This window comes from Oryzomonas rubra (genome assembly GCF_008369015.1).
Taxonomy (GTDB): domain Bacteria; phylum Desulfobacterota; class Desulfuromonadia; order Geobacterales; family Pseudopelobacteraceae; genus Oryzomonas; species Oryzomonas japonica.
Genome location: NZ_SRSD01000007.1, coordinates 1 through 14,493, shown reverse-complemented (window position 1 = coordinate 14,493; position 14,493 = coordinate 1). Strand labels below are relative to the sequence as shown.

General features: G+C 51.4%; 12 protein-coding genes, 1 tRNA gene and 1 pseudogene. 2 read left to right on the top strand and 12 right to left on the bottom strand.

Features of this window, described 5'->3' with window-relative positions; translation table 11 throughout:
- Positions 1-41: 41 nt before the first annotated feature.
- From ET418_RS11815 to ET418_RS11765, 11 genes are all read right to left on the bottom strand, one after another.
- Positions 42-1,127, bottom strand: a complete 1,086-nt coding sequence (locus ET418_RS11815) for a 6-bladed beta-propeller (protein WP_246153041.1) — start codon at positions 1,125-1,127, stop codon at positions 42-44.
- A complete protein-coding gene (locus ET418_RS11810; RefSeq protein WP_149307823.1) occupies positions 1,127-3,157 on the bottom strand; it encodes a hypothetical protein in 2,031 nt (676 codons plus the stop codon). The genes ET418_RS11815 and ET418_RS11810 overlap by 1 nt, the downstream gene beginning before the upstream one ends.
- Positions 3,158-3,195: 38 nt before the next feature.
- Positions 3,196-3,795 (bottom strand): cytochrome c3 family protein, encoded by a 600-nt coding sequence (locus ET418_RS11805; protein ID WP_149307822.1) that lies wholly within the window; start codon positions 3,793-3,795, stop codon positions 3,196-3,198.
- Positions 3,796-3,827: 32 nt separating this feature from the next.
- Entirely contained in the window at positions 3,828-5,075 is a 1,248-nt protein-coding gene (locus ET418_RS11800; protein ID WP_188055503.1) for an NHL repeat-containing protein, read from the bottom strand.
- Between the two features lie 165 nt (positions 5,076-5,240).
- On the bottom strand, positions 5,241-6,050 hold the full coding sequence (locus ET418_RS11795) for a cytochrome c3 family protein (RefSeq protein WP_149307820.1): 810 nt from the start codon (positions 6,048-6,050) through the stop codon (positions 5,241-5,243).
- A 398-nt stretch (positions 6,051-6,448) separates the two neighbouring features.
- On the bottom strand, positions 6,449-7,672 hold the full coding sequence (locus ET418_RS11790) for a cytochrome c3 family protein (RefSeq protein ID WP_246153040.1): 1,224 nt from the start codon (positions 7,670-7,672) through the stop codon (positions 6,449-6,451).
- A gap of 163 nt (positions 7,673-7,835) precedes the next feature.
- On the bottom strand, positions 7,836-8,126 hold the full coding sequence (locus ET418_RS11785; protein ID WP_149307819.1) for a hypothetical protein: 291 nt from the start codon (positions 8,124-8,126) through the stop codon (positions 7,836-7,838).
- A 248-nt stretch (positions 8,127-8,374) separates the two neighbouring features.
- On the bottom strand, positions 8,375-8,863 hold the full coding sequence (locus ET418_RS11780) for a tetratricopeptide repeat protein (RefSeq protein ID WP_246153039.1): 489 nt from the start codon (positions 8,861-8,863) through the stop codon (positions 8,375-8,377).
- A gap of 296 nt (positions 8,864-9,159) precedes the next feature.
- A complete protein-coding gene (locus tag ET418_RS11775) occupies positions 9,160-10,665 on the bottom strand; it encodes a sigma-54-dependent transcriptional regulator (RefSeq protein ID WP_149307818.1) in 1,506 nt (501 codons plus the stop codon).
- A 359-nt stretch (positions 10,666-11,024) separates the two neighbouring features.
- Positions 11,025-11,122: transfer RNA gene (locus tag ET418_RS11770), tRNA-Sec, on the bottom strand.
- A gap of 33 nt (positions 11,123-11,155) precedes the next feature.
- Positions 11,156-12,091, bottom strand: coding sequence for a LysR family transcriptional regulator (locus ET418_RS11765; protein WP_149307817.1), 936 nt, complete (start codon positions 12,089-12,091; stop codon positions 11,156-11,158).
- Between the two features lie 722 nt (positions 12,092-12,813).
- Between ET418_RS11765 and ET418_RS11760 the strand changes: the two are divergent.
- Together ET418_RS11760 and ET418_RS11755 are read left to right on the top strand one after the other, a co-directional pair.
- Positions 12,814-13,038 (top strand): annotated as a pseudogene (locus tag ET418_RS11760) (IS5/IS1182 family transposase); the annotation flags it as partial.
- 32 nt (positions 13,039-13,070) lie between these two features.
- Positions 13,071-13,469 carry a tyrosine-type recombinase/integrase gene (locus tag ET418_RS11755; protein WP_246153038.1) on the top strand — a complete coding sequence of 133 codons (399 nt, stop codon included), beginning with the start codon at positions 13,071-13,073 and terminating at the stop codon, positions 13,467-13,469.
- A 355-nt stretch (positions 13,470-13,824) separates the two neighbouring features.
- Here the strand turns inward: ET418_RS11755 and ET418_RS11750 are convergent.
- Positions 13,825-14,493: MFS transporter (locus ET418_RS11750; protein ID WP_149307815.1), on the bottom strand; the 669-nt coding region annotated here is incomplete at its 5' end.

Sequence of the window (14,493 nt, the reverse complement as noted above, 5' to 3'; positions counted from 1 at the left end):
AATGCCTGTTCTCCAACCGGCCCCAAAGCAGTCTCAGCCTGCTAATCTTCCTTTACCTCCCGGATGTACCGGAACACCTGGAGCCTGTTGTTGTACGTGTCGGCGACATATATGAAATCATTGTGGTCGATAAAAAGCCCCGACGGCATCCAGAGTTCTCCTTTGCCGCTCCCCCGGTTGCCATAGCTGAGCAGAAATTGCCCGTCTTCGTCGAATATCTGTACCGTATCGAAGAGGGCATCGCAGATATGCATATGTCCTTCGCTGTCAATGCCGATCCCTTTGGGTTTGGCAAAAAGCCCCGACGCGTCGCCTTGCTTGCCGAATCCTTTCAGATAGGCGCCATTGGCGGAAAATATCTGCACCCGGCCATTGAGTGCATCGGTTACGAAGAGGCGTCCTCCTTCATCGAGCGCCAGATCCGTGGGACGGTTGAATTGCCCCGGATTTTCACCCGGCATGCCGAAACGGAAGGCTTCCCTGCCCTGGGTAGTGAAAGCTACCACCTGGCCGGCCAGGGTATCGCTGACGTAAAGCAGGTCGTTGTGCGGATTATAAACGATGCCGGTCGGGCGCTGCAGGCCCTTGGATATGAACGCCTCAATCTTGAAATCGTCCAGATTGAACCGATAGATCTTTCCCGCTGCCGAGTCGCTCACGTAGATAATTTCGCGCATATCCTCCGCAACGCCAATCGGCGACAAGAACCGGTTAGCCTCATCTCCCCTGACCAGTTCGTAACGTCCAGAAACCCGATCGATGACATGAATGGCCTGCCCCCCCGTATCCGCGATAAAAATTCTCCTTTTGCCGTCTACGTGGAGGCCGTAGGGGCGTGTGATGCGTATCGCCTCCTCACCAAAGACCGTGCCCCATAATCGGCCCCAGAACCCCTTGTGGATTCCGACATCATTGCCAGTGGCGATGGTTTGGACCCAGACGATGCGGGGCGCCATGGGCGGGGGCGGCCAGACGATCTTATCGATCATTGTCGCGGCGTGCGGCGCAGGGATAGCAGCACACCCTGCCCCCCCCATTACAAGGGCAAGCATCAGAAGCCATACCAGAGGAATTATGGCCGATGGTCCACCCTGCTGTCCCTCTGAATGGCGCGGTGAGCGTTTCATCAAAATATCCTCCGTAATTTCAGGTTAACGGTTTGGCTATGACTATAGCTCGAAGGAGAGAAACCCCAGTTTGCCGAAGAGTCGAGCGTGACGACCGTTCTGCCGAAGTTGCCTTCCAGGCCGAGCTCAATACTGAATCTGTTACTGGTGATCGAACTGGTGATCATGTTGAAGTACCCCAGTGTTGCCTTGCCCCGTAAATTGGGGGTGATCACACGGCTGTAAGCGGTGGAGAGAAGAAAGGTGTTGTCCCATCCCTGCGTAGATGATGTACCGATAGAGGTGTTTTCGTACCAGGAATACCGATCGTTTGCCTTGGTCAGAAGCGACGCCTTCGCAGCTTGCAAGGTGTGTATCCAGTTTGTCTCGACTTGTTGGAGCCTCTGAAAAACACTCTTATTGAGCGAATATTCGAGAGACAGGGTATGGCGGCCAAGTAGACCGTCGATGCCTGCATCGATATGGGTATTTGCCCCGATCGTCGAACTGGGGTCGCTTCCGGCAAGAATCCGGCTGTCGCTGTAGCTGTAATTGGCATGGAGAACGCACTTTTTGTCGAGCAGACTGAGCTTTCCACCGACGGTATGGCCCGCAGTTGCAAACGTGATGTTCGGGCTCTGGCGATACGAATAGCTGATGTAGACAGAAGGAACACCGGGGTCCGAGTTGATCAGCAACCTGGTCTGAAATCCAGACAATACGGTGCTGAAGTCGCTGAAGCGGATTGTCATTGCGGCGTCCTTGAATATGGCGATAGTGCCGCTGTCGATATTGTGGGCCGCCAAGTCGAGAAACAGGGGGAAGGGGCCGTTGAGAGTGGTTTTCTCGACGTTTGCCAGGTTGACGTCTGAGCGCTTGCGCTCCTGGATTACATATTGGTAGCCGTAGTCGAGCCTGACCGAGCTCTCCCGGGGCAGTTCATTGGTATAGGCTACTCGTCCATTCCACGAGGCGGTGCGGTCTGAACCGTCATTATAGCTCCCTTGCGCAAGAGAACCGCCAACGGTGGTCAGCAGGCACTTGAGATATTTTTGCGAGAGCGAACCGGATATGCTCTGCTGGTCGTTGTTATTGTGCACATCTGTGTTGCGGCTTTTCACATAAGCAAGTTTGCTGTCCAGTGCCTTCCCGATCTGCCAGTTGAGAGTTGAGGCGACACTTGACTGCAATTCGGGATAACTGCCGCTTTGCTCGTTGTAGACATACATTGAATCAATTTGACGTTGCAATCCTTGAATGTTTTTCCAGAACAGGGTGTTGGCAATGTTGACGACAGTGGTGTTCCGGTTGTCGGTTCTCTCGCTGCCGAGCAGTGTCTGTCGATCGAAGGACTGAGTGAAGGAAAGTCTCGTCTTGCTTAGATCGTCCACACTATTGCGGAACGAAATAGATGCCGCCTGGGAGGTTTGATCGATGTCGTCAGCAAGCCCGTGGGTTGTCGATGCGTTTCTGCTGTAGGTTAAGGTAATCGGTAACTGCTGGTTTGGGATGCTGAAGGAGACGTTCTGGCTCTCCATGTCGAGTGTGTAAGCCCGGCTGAAAGGAGGTCTGATAGTCCCATTGGATGAAGAGACGGAAAAATTGAAGGGGTAATTCATACGGTCGAGTATGATGCCGTTGACGTCGTAAGAGATACGCATGTTGGTGCCCGTAGAACCGCCTTCCGCGGTATTGTTCACCAACGTCTGATTGGAAGAGAGGGAAATGTTCGCGTCACCGCGGAGCAGGCGGGGGTGAAGAATCGAGTACCCGGCGCCAACGGTGTAGGTTTCGCTGAAATCATTATTGGTAGATCTGTTCGTTGTGGTCCTGGTCTCACTCTGGTTGTCGTTGTAGTTATAGCTGAGCTCCGCGGACTGGTGCAAACCGCTCAGGCCGAGCAAGGTGAAACGAGCCGCTTGGGCTGTGACAGGAAACAACGCTATTGTCGCGCCGAACACCCCAATGCCCTGTACCAGCAAACGGAGCAGATCCCATCGTCCGATGGGACTTCTCCGCTGCGTGTTGCCTCGTATCGAGGCGGGGTTCATGAAGCCTTTGGCTCCGGCAGTATTCTCCATTGCGGGGGCTATTTCAAAAAATAAATCGAATCCCCGGAATGGGGATCGTGACAGTTATCGCAGGTTATTCCCTTTTCGACGAACAGGTCGTGCATACGGACCGCTTTGCGGCGCTCGGTGTGGCACTTGACGCAGAGAGCTTCTTTCTTCGTGTTGAGCAGCGCCGGGTTGGCGGAGGTATGAGGGAGATGACAGGCCAAGCAATCGCCGACCGCCGCGGGACCGTGCTGAAACCGCTTTGTCAGCAGGTCCTTGTGGCAGGTAACACAAAGGTATTCCCGGGGCTTGATCAACAGTCCATCTTCGCCGCCGCTCCCGCCCCCCTTGTCCGCTTTGTGGCACGAGTTGCAGAGTTTCTCCTTATAGGGGTTGTGCTCGGAACCTCGGGCCGCCGTTGGTGAGAGTGGAACAGAGGCTGTTTTCTGTTGTAAACAGACCGCCTTAGCCCGCTCTTCGTGTTCCCGGCAGATCTCCTCGACAGGCGGCAAGGTTGGGTAACCATCCAGGATAGAGGTCAAGGCCTTATGGCGGGTCACGGGATCGCAGCCAGTAGCCAGCCAGATTAGGCACACCGACAGGGCGAGATACATAAAACGGCGCTCACTCATATGCGTTTCTTCACGGGGAAATGGCCTCGCCGCTACTTTACCGGTGGAGCGCTATCGCTACTCCCGGCGTCAGCTGGTTGTTCAGGGGTCTTCTCCTTTTCCTCCTGAGCCTTGCGGGCCTTTTCCAAAGCCTCCGCCGCCCGTTTTTCCTGATCGGCAAGCGCCTTTTTGTACTCGGCGTCGTAGTCGAGTCCTTGTTTCTTGCCCAGTCCGTAAATGCTGATCATATGATCACCGACCTGGCTCACCACGAAGAGCACCTTGTCAAGGATAAAGCCCGGTGCGGCCATCTTCTGGTAATAGTCGAGATTGTCGCCGGTGACGGCAATACCGGCCGGGATATTGAGCGAACCCGGCGTGCCCGGAGCGCCGAAGAACATCAGCAACTGCATCTGCGCATCAAATATCTGCACCTGTTGTGCGGCGGCGTCGACCACATAGACAAGGCCGTCATTATCCACAGCAACCCCGCGCGGACGGCCGAATTCACCGAAGTTGACGCCCAGGCGGCCATACCCCATGAGGAAGTTGCCGTCCCGGTCCAGCTTGATGATCTTACCGGTACCGAAGTTGGAGACGTAAAGCGCTCCTTTGCCGTCAACCGCCATGTTGGTGGGGCCGGAAAGACCTCTACGTGGATCCTCGTCGCGGCCGATGGATTTTTGGTAATCACCGCTGGTCCGATCGAAGATGTGGATCTGGCTGCTGGACTGATCCAAGAGGTAGACAAAATCCCCCTCTACCGCCACGGCAACCGGTTTCAGATCTTTGCCGCTGCCGAAGCTGCGCAGGAAAGAACCTTCCGGGTCGTACTGCAACACTTCAAGCCGCGACGTATCGGCGACATAGATGTTGCCCTGTTCGTCGACCGCCACGTTTACCGGCTTTTTCAGCCGCCCCGCATTGATATTGCCCGGCAGGCGGGTCATTTTTTTCTTGGGAAGGTCAATGATGAGGACCTCAGCCTGAACCGTGTCGCAGATATATATCTTGCCATGGCCGGCGGCGATCCCGTAGGGCTTGACCACCGGTATAAAGTCATCGCCGTTGCTGCTATTGAGAGCCAGAAGCGATAACGTCTTGCTCTCCATGACGTCGCTTGAGTCCTTTATGGACTTCAAAAACTGAACGCGCGGCAGATCGGGAGGGGCGGGCCAGAAAACTCGCTTATTAGTGGATTGGCTGGCGCAGGCGGTCAAAGCGATCGACAAAAGCGTTAACGCGACCCATTTCACGCCCGTGCTCCACGCCTTTTCAGGAATTACACACCTTCTGTTCATGCCATCCCCCTTGTATTTAACGGTTAATAAACTGCTGTGTCTGATTACGCGTCCCATAAATCCAGTATAAATATATATGCATAACCATATAAAATTCTTAGAAGAAAAGGGCTGCCGGATTCCGGCAGCCCCCCAAAGAGCTGCGAATGCCAGACACAAATTCAATTATTTGTTCTTGTCATGGCATGAGAGGCACAACGCGGAGTCTTTCTGTGCCGCGAGCAGGAAGTAACCGCGTCCGGAAGCGGGTGCAGTGTTTTGCACCGCAGTGCCGTTGTGGACGTCGTGACAGGAGGCACAGGTCATGACAGCCCCAACCCCGTCGATGTTTGTGAGGACATCGGCAATTGTCTTGGTCCCGATGGGTGAAGCGGCAGCTTTCAACTCATATTTGGGGTTTGTCTGCATGTCGGCATAGACGAAGCCGACCGGGTGATCATTGGCAAGACCAAACGACTGACCGATGGCAAAGTGATTCTGGCCGAAGTAGTTCATCTGATCGTCTCCCAGTTGGGTTACGGTGCCGGTTTTCCCATAGTAGGAGTCAACGGCGGTGACACCATCGTGGCAGCTCATGCAAAGGCGTGATGGACCGGCCATGTTATCGTAAAATTTGCCGTCAGCGGCGGGATTGAAGGTGGCGCTGACGTACTGGTCAAAGGTAGAGGTGAGAACGGCACGGCTCCAGAGTGGTACGTAGACGCTATACGTGATATCCGTTGAAAGACCTGTGGCTGGATTGGTCACCGTTTTCGTGACGGTTTGCGTCGGGTCGGCTGCGTGGTGCGGGGTATGGCAGTAGGCGCAGACACGCTGATCAAGGTCTTTCGTGCCGCCGTTGGTGGTGAGAAATACGTTCATATCGTGCTTGGAACCGACAATACCGCCGCCATTGGAACCGGCAGCGCCATAGGCGATGGTTGTACCCGCAACGATGCCTGCGAGGGCGACAAGGGTAATGATCTGTTTATTCATGAATGAAATTTCCTCCTGAAATGGGGCTAAATGGTTAGCTCTTGTGGATGATACGTGGGCTCCCTTTCGATACTCCCTGCAACCTTTCGAAAACAGCCTCTTCCCCCAAAGAGACGGCTTCCTTACAAGAACCTTGTTGTTGCAAGTCGATTGATGATTTAGCAAGTTAAATGCCAGTATTTAAATATTTTTATAAATTACAACATATTGATTATATTATATAAAATAGTTTGAAGCCGGGGATGCGGGATGTGCAGGCAGCGGCCAAGGGGGATATCACTCTGACCGCAAAGACAGGTGGGGCATATGCACCAAACGGAAACCGTTTTATCGTGATCCTGGATGGAAAACGGCGCCCACGAGGCGCCGTTTTTGAATGGTATGATTATGAAAGGATGCTATTTTTGAGTTGTGGCGTTCAGGTCGAACGGTGTTATCCGATCGTAACGAAAGCGGCGGTGACATCCCGGAGCGCAACTCCCGCCGGTCGGAGTGAGTTGAAAACGGCTCTTGATCCGCCATTGGCCAAACCTTGCGCCATCGGCACTGACCAGCTTTGGGCCGTTTGATGCGTGCGGCTCGTGGCAAGCCCGGCAGCTGCGCCCCTTACTGGAGTTAACATGCACATAGTGAAGGTTCCTGCCGCCATTACGGAATTTTGTATAGAGCGTCGTTTCGGCGAAACGGAAGAGATTTCTGTCATGGCACTTTGTGCATAAGCTGTAGCTGTCATCTTTATAGGCGACATAAAAATCGCTGGGGTAGTTTCCAGCCAGAATATGAGGGAAGTCAGACCCGTGGGGAGAATGACAACTACTGCACCACCCCTTCTGGATCGGGCCATGCAGGTGTTTGCTCACATCCAGTTCCTTTTTGATGTTGCTCAGGGCCGGGTCGCCAAGCTTGTCGGTGTTGTGGCAGCCGAGGCAGGCGCTTTTCTCGTCATCGGCCAGAAGCAGCCCCCGGGCCTTGGAGAAATGGGCCGTATGGCAGTTGGCGCAGAGCTTGCCCTCAATGACAGGTTTGTGGGGGACTTGACTGTTCTTGATCTTTTTCCCGGTCTCCTTGTGACAGCCTGTACAGAGATCCGGCATCGCCCGTTTCAGGAGATTGGGCCATGCCGAACTGTGCGGGTCGTGACAGGATGTGCACGGTTCTTTCTTCACGGGAGGGTGGATGATCGCCGCAGCCTGCATTTTCTTGGCAAAGTGGGCATGACACGCCAGGCAGACTTCGCGGGAAGCGCCTTTTAAAAGGGACTTGGCGTCAGATTGATGTGGGTCATGGCACGTAGTGCAACTCCCGCTCGCCACCGGACCGTGAACGTATTTCTGGCTGAAAGGTGCGCTATCATGGCAGCCCAGACAGAGCACAGTCTGGTCTTCGCTATCGCCGAGAAGAAAACGGCCGTTTGCGCCATGGGGGTTGTGACAGGAGAGGCAGTCCCCGTCCTTGACCGGAGAATGTACTACTTTCTTTTTTCCCATCGCATCGTGGCACTGAGAGCACAGGGCACTCCCCTTGGCAGTCAAGTCGAAGCTTTTACCTTCCTTGAACGGGTGTTCCTTGTTTTTTTGCAGATGACAGGAGAGGCAGTCGCTCTCCTTGACCGGCTGATGCATGTTTTTTATGGCATTAAAAGGAATATGGCAGGATGACGTTACGCATGTCTCGGCATATGTTACTGCTGTAGCAGCGTCAAGCATAACCGCCAGAAGGAGAAACACCACTCGCATCTTTGACATGATGCATGGGAGCGTGTGGATCTTCATAACGTTGAGGCGGTCACTTGTCATCATTCAGGTAATCATTAAGAAGTGAACGGAGGATTGTGGTGCCATCCGGCAGATGCTCGCTCTTCATGCACCGCTCGATTTCCCTAGCGTCGTCGGCGAGAAAGAAAAACGGCACTGCCGCCGCATTGACGCACCCACTATTATCTTTGTACGCACGGTACCTGGCACAGGAGCTATTATCTCCTAAACAATATTTGTTTTTTATGTAGTCTGCCGATTTGGGCATTTCTGGAATCACATCATTGAAAAATTTGCAGCATTTGAATATTTCACAAATCATGACACCTCCCCTTTTCATGCTCTCATATAGTGCGCAACCAATTGCACACGTGCAGAGTCACGATGCACTCATGATCAGGAAAGCGCCTGCGCGGCAGGCCGGAATCCGCCAACCAACGTATAATCAGAGGACGGTTCGGAAAACTGGCTAGCAGCCAGAGCCGAGCGGATGGTACCGTTGATAACGCTGATCATCTGCACAGGTATAGAATATTGTTCGTCAGCACCTGAAATCAGGCTGTCCGACACCTACTTCTGATCAAGTTCTTTCAGTATTTTATTAGCTTCCCGATATCCCTGTTCCGCGGCCATACGAAACCATTTTTCCGCTTCCTCCCGGTCCTGCTTTCCGCCAAGCCCTTGAAGAAGCATCATTCCCAAATCATATTCGGCGTTTGCGAATCCACTTTCCGCGGATTTACGGAAAAGTTTACGTGCTTCAGTGAAGTCGGCTGCGGTCCCCTCTCCTCTCACGTACATGAATGCCAGATTCCACTGGCCAACCGGGTCGCCTTGCTCGGCCGATTTCCGGTACCATCTAACCGCTTCCTGCTTATCCATTTTTATGCCCACCCCGGAAGCATACAGAACACCAAGTTTCGATTGGGCGTCAGCATTGCCTTCTTCCGCCATCTTCTTGATTTTGGGAATATCCATGCCGTCGAATCCCCATGCGGGCATCAAGGCCACGATAAAAAAAATGACGTAGAAAAAGATTGCGGCATGCGGTTTCATCATTTTTCTACTCCCTTGGCCCATGTTTTGTGCATCTGTTATCGGCCCTGCGCACATAAAAATGACAGCGGTTGCATACAATGTGCAGCTTGATTTTGCGACATAATGAAACGCTCATATATTCTTTCGACATATTGACATGAAGTCAGCGGCACGTAATAAAAACGCCTCATTGGGGAGACTGTTATCCTTATATCGTTAGCCCCGTAGGATGAAAGCCGGTGAAAGGTACTTCATGCCGACGTAACGAAATGATGTGGGAGTGGGCTGATCATCTTCTAAGCACTTACTTACTGTCCTCAGCAGTTGGCCCATTTGGAGTCATTATATCTTTCACGCTTGAGGTCACTTGGAACATCATCTTTCAATACATTGCAGGAAGTTTGATCTGCATACTCCGAAATACCGAATTTTTTCAAGCGGTAACGCAGAGTATCACGACTCATCTTGAGTGATTTTGCCGCCTTTGATTGGTTGCCGTTGGCGCTTTCCAAGGCAAGAGTAATCAACTGTTTTTCGACCTCCTCGAAGGAGATCCCTTCGGGGGGCAGTTGGAATCCTGCAAAACAACGTCCGTTATCTACCGGAAATACCGTATAAGTGCTCGGTGGCGGTTCAAGGCTCTGTTGATTCCGCGGAGTTTCCTTGCACAAATGAAAGTGCGTCAGTTCTTTGCCTTTCTCAAGCATCATTGCCCGCTCTATGACATTACGCAGTTCGCGTACGTTGCCTGGCCAGGAATAGGAAAGTAAGTCTTCCAATGCCTCGGATGCGACCAGTTCCACTCTCTTGCTATACTCAGCATTCAGACTCTGTATAAAATATTGTACCAAGGCAGGAATATCCTCGATCCGTTCACGCAGTGGCGGGATACAAATATTCAGCATGTTGAGCCGGTAATACAGGTCCCCTCTGAAACGCCCATCAGCAACCATTTGTGGCAGGTCTTGGTTTGTTGCTGCAATGATGCGCACATCCGTCTCCACCTCACCTTCACCTCCAAGACGGCGAAATCGCTTCGTTTCCATGACTTTCAGAAGCTTTGTCTGCATCGTGGTCGGCATGTCGCCGATTTCATCAAGGAAAATGGTGCCGCCATTGGCAAGCTCAAAGATACCTTTCTGCATTTTAGATGCGTCGGTATAGGCGCCTCTTTCATGTCCGAACAGCTCGTTTTCAATAAGATTCTCCGGTATAGCCGCGCAATTGACCTCAACAAAGGTTGCACCGGCTCGAGCGCTGTACTGGTGAACCGCCCGAGCTACCAATTCCTTGCCGGTACCACTTTCCCCGGTGATCAGGACCGTTTTTGCGTCAGTCGAGGCACACACATTGACCAGCCGGAAAACGTCAACCATTTTGGGAGAGTTACCAATCATTTGGTCCGGCGCTGTTTTTTTCCGGCGTTCCATGGAAATCGATTCAACATCTTTTTTTTGTTTTTCCTTTAAGCTCTGAGCGACGCCTTGAACTACCTTCTCCATATTGAACGGCTTACCGAAAAAGTTGACTGCACCAAGCTTGAATGCTTTGACAGCTAAATCCGCAAAAGAGCTGGCAGTAATAACTATGAATGGGAGATTAACATCATCCTCCCTCATTGTAGCAAGCAGGTCGAGTCCAAAAGCATCAGGAAGGTAGAGGTCAAGTATCACGAGTTCCGGCTTGAAATCGTGGAATTTTTGGAGGGCCTCTCCCCCAGAAGCTGCAGTCTCAACAACATATCCGGCCTTTTCAAGCCTGAAACAAAGCATTGAGGAAATAAGATGTTCATCGTCAGCAACGAGAATTCTATGATTATTCACGGCTGTTCTCCTCAATCAATGATTGCACTGAGCTTTTCCACTCCGGGCATCGCGACAGGAAAAATAACTTTCCCTCTGAACTGCAAGCTATAAATTATATTAATGCTATATATAGAGAACTTTATCTATAAGGTAAAACGATTTGTTTTAATGATGATATTGAAATTTGCGATAGAGGGAACAGGTAATTCAACCTGATAATATTATTGAATTCAGTAGCTGTGAATTGCATGATACGTTACGATATTTCCAGTTATTTTAAAATTTTAGCACTTTCGCAAATCCGTTTATCAACGTGTTAAACGCCTCAAAACAAAAGGGCATCTGGTCGAATCATTTCTTTGTGCACAGTTTTAAAATGGCGGAAGCACATGGGAATCGAACCCACCGGGGAGATTTCTCATCTCCCCCACCGGTTTTGAAGACCGGGCCGCCCACCAGCGACGGACGTGCTTCCGAAACAGAATATTGCCAAGCATCATTACTTCAACTACACGGCTTCGGTATGTTTAGGCGGTTTAAAAGGTGATGGTAAGGCGAACACGGAATGTACGCACTCAATAAAATTTTTGAAATAATAATTTTTGATCCGTTTCTGATCAGTGGCCAACGTACGCGAACGGGTATATAAAAAGCCAGGTATTGAGTGTTCACGGACCTCCCCCCTTTGAATGTGGTCCGCGACAAGATCTCTCGATACAAAAGCAACACCTTGTCCCAGCAGAACGGATTTTATTGTGAGATGCAGGTCATCATAGACGTCAACCCCCTTGAAATTATCAACACAGAAACCGAAGCGACACAAATTTTTCTTTAGAAGGTAGCGTGAACTGCAGCCTTCCCTGCGAGTGATAAGATGATATTTGAATAAATCTTTCAGGGTAACACCCTCACTTGGTATCTGAAGTAAAGGTGATGAAACCAAAACAAGATTATCTGGAGGCAGAGGAAAGTAGGCAACTTCTTCTGAAAGCAATTCACCACAATGCTCAATAACAACAATGTCAAAATCTTTAGCAATCAGAGCTTTAATCGACTGTTCAGATTGTTGAGCGATAAGCTTCAGGTTGACCTCATCAGATTTTTCCCTCATAAAAAGATTCAGAACTTTCGGCAAGTAAACGATACCGAAAGTAGGGGTAAACCCAACAGCAAGCTGCACCTTCCTCCCCATATTTTTCATTTCATTTTCGATTTCCTGTTCGGCTATCAATATCAAATTTGTTTTCTCCAGGACTCTCTCTCCCGGCGGGGTGGCCCTAAGAATAGAGCCAGAACGGTCTACCAGTTGACACCCATAGTGATCTTCAAGCAATTTTATGCGCTGGGAAACCGTAGATTGTGACAAACAAAGCTTTTCTGCGGCTCGGGAAAAGCTGCCTGTCTCCAATACCATCATGAGCGTCCTCAGATATTGCGTCTCCATCTGTATCCTCGCGTTGTCCACCAAATCAAATATCTACATAGAAGATTCGCCTATAATTTCCTATAAGCACACCCCGCCTCTGGTAGGGGATACTCACTTGATGAGCGAAGCTCATTTGCCGGTTGATAAGATTCAAATATACAAAGTCTGCTTACGTCGACATATTCCTCGTTGCACTTATTTGATAGCAACTGACTCTATCCATGTCCGCCCTTAACAATAACGGGCGACAGAAGCTATTCCTGGATGCCCCGCCGCCGCAAGCAGCGGGTTATCTGCAACTTTCATGGATTATTGAATCGCCACACGTGGCGGGGAATTCGGCCCACAGAGATCAAATATGTATCGGCTCAGCGCATCATAAAGTAATTCAAATATATGTATCTTCGCATTAAGCAAAATATATACCACCTCAACGTCTTCACCGGTGCGCTCAGTGAATTGAGAGACGATACACGGGAGACATACCGATATGGCTACAATATAACATCATTAATAACAGCATATTTTGGCATTTAAGATTTCGAGATCAACATGAGACAATCCTGTGATGCATCTTTTGAGCTTAGCTAGTTATCTCGTCAAATGGCGTATTTTGATTTATTCGTTGGGTCAAATAACACATATTTCTTTACGAGAAAAATAATGTTGGCGATAGGCCTTTGGGCGCACAAAAGCAACAAATACCCCGCATTGACTGTGCAATAATGACCCACTCAGCCCTTATCGAAGCATGGGCCTCCGTCAAGAGCTTCAAACCCAAGGATGGTCCGCCATCAGCAGGTGGCGGTAAAAAAGGCAGCGTAGACTTCAAGGGCCAGAAGCTCAAGAACGACACCCCTGCATCCGTCACCGATCCCGATGCCCGGCTCTACCGCAAGGGCAAGGCCAAGGAATCCAAGCCTTGCTACCAAGGCCATACCTTGATGGAGAATCGCAGCAGCCTGCAACTTGGTCCGCATGAAAAAACTGGGCCTTGGTGCCACCTGAGAAGGAATACCTCTTCACAAGGGAGAACGGAGCAACCTTTACCGCCGAGAAGTTCCTGCGACAGGTCTGGACCAGGGCGTTGACCACGGCTGGGGTGAAATACAGGAAGCCCTACACCACCCGGCACAGTTTTGCAGCGTGGGCCTTGGCAATTAGGTGTGACCAAAACCGGCTGGCCAATCTCATGGGGCACGCCTCGAAACAGATGATTTACGAGGTGTATGGCAGGTATCTAGAAGGAGTTGAGCAGGACCGGCTGAAAATCCTGGCTTACTTCGGTAGGGATTTCAAACGAGGGTGGCAGAAAAGCCTCGACTACCTGCGAAAGCTTTGCGAAAGTTTATACCATGCGTTCTGGTTAGAACCCGCAGCGCCGCCCCAATATTAGCTATTCTGAGAACTGGACATTATTAATGCTACCTCCATAATTTTTGAGGAGCGGGGTAGAGTCATGACCTAAATACGGTCCTTTTGTAACTGGTTTTGCTGTGAGTAGCGAGTTTATTACCAGCGATGCTGACACTGCACTGCCGAACTAATCTCGCGTATTGGCCATAAGCAGAGCATCGGCCCCATGATCCTTACAGCATAGAAGAATCGCGGTCAGTTTGAAGAAATCCCTTCCTGAGGAACGGCCCCAAGACAGACCCAAGATTGAGCACGGCGTTGAGAAGCCCAAAATCTTCAGACGGCTTCAACATTGAAAACTGATTCACATCACAGCACGCAATAGTATTAATCGTCTAGCTAGTTGCTTGTTTTACCTCTGCTGAAATATGTTTAATAAACATCGCCACGGCGCCGAGCCCCATGATCCCTGCGGCGTAGAAGACGGCGGTCAGTCCGAGGGTGTTCTGCAACCCGGCGCCAAGGAGCGGCCCAGAGACAAAGCCCAGGTTGAGCACGGCGTTGAAGGTACCGATCGTCAGCCCCATGCCATGGCGGCTCCCCTCCTCCACCAACAGCGCCGTGCTGGCGGGTTGGGACAGGACGCTGAACAGGCCGATCCCCACCCCCAGAATGAGTATCTGGGAGAATCCAACCGCAACCGGTATCAGGAAGTAAAGCAGCGAGACGATGGTACCCCCCACCACCACCATGGATTTGCGCGGCGCTCTGTCGGAAAGCATGCCCACAGGACGCAGGAGCAGGGTCATCACCAGGGTGCCGGAGGCCATGACCAGGCCGGTCTGGGTGCCGCTCAGCCCCAGTCTGGTGGTGAGCATGATCGGCAGGAAGGCGCTCAGAAGGGAGATGCCGCAGGCCCGGCCGAAGATGAAGGCCAGAAGACCCCGCAGAGTGCTGTGGCGGGTCACGCTCAGGATATCCAAGAACCGGCCGGTTTCGTTGTGCCCCGTTTGACGGGACGTGGTCCTGTGGGTGGGGATGCAGATCAGGGCCATTGCCAGGGC

Excerpts from the sequence above, each read along its gene's own strand:
- ET418_RS11815 (WP_246153041.1), bottom strand. The coding sequence starts at position 1,127 with ATGAAACGCTCACCGCGCCATTCAGAGGGACAGCAGGGTGGACCATCG.
- ET418_RS11810 (WP_149307823.1), bottom strand. The coding sequence starts at position 3,157 with ATGAACCCCGCCTCGATACGAGGCAACACGCAGCGGAGAAGTCCCATC.
- ET418_RS11805 (WP_149307822.1), bottom strand. The coding sequence starts at position 3,795 with ATGAGTGAGCGCCGTTTTATGTATCTCGCCCTGTCGGTGTGCCTAATC.
- ET418_RS11800 (WP_188055503.1), bottom strand. The coding sequence starts at position 5,075 with ATGAACAGAAGGTGTGTAATTCCTGAAAAGGCGTGGAGCACGGGCGTG.
- ET418_RS11795 (WP_149307820.1), bottom strand. The coding sequence starts at position 6,050 with ATGAATAAACAGATCATTACCCTTGTCGCCCTCGCAGGCATCGTTGCG.
- ET418_RS11790 (WP_246153040.1), bottom strand. The coding sequence starts at position 7,672 with ATGCATCAGCCGGTCAAGGAGAGCGACTGCCTCTCCTGTCATCTGCAA.
- ET418_RS11785 (WP_149307819.1), bottom strand. The coding sequence starts at position 8,126 with ATGATTTGTGAAATATTCAAATGCTGCAAATTTTTCAATGATGTGATT.
- ET418_RS11780 (WP_246153039.1), bottom strand. The coding sequence starts at position 8,863 with ATGATGAAACCGCATGCCGCAATCTTTTTCTACGTCATTTTTTTTATC.
- ET418_RS11765 (WP_149307817.1), bottom strand. The coding sequence starts at position 12,091 with ATGGAGACGCAATATCTGAGGACGCTCATGATGGTATTGGAGACAGGC.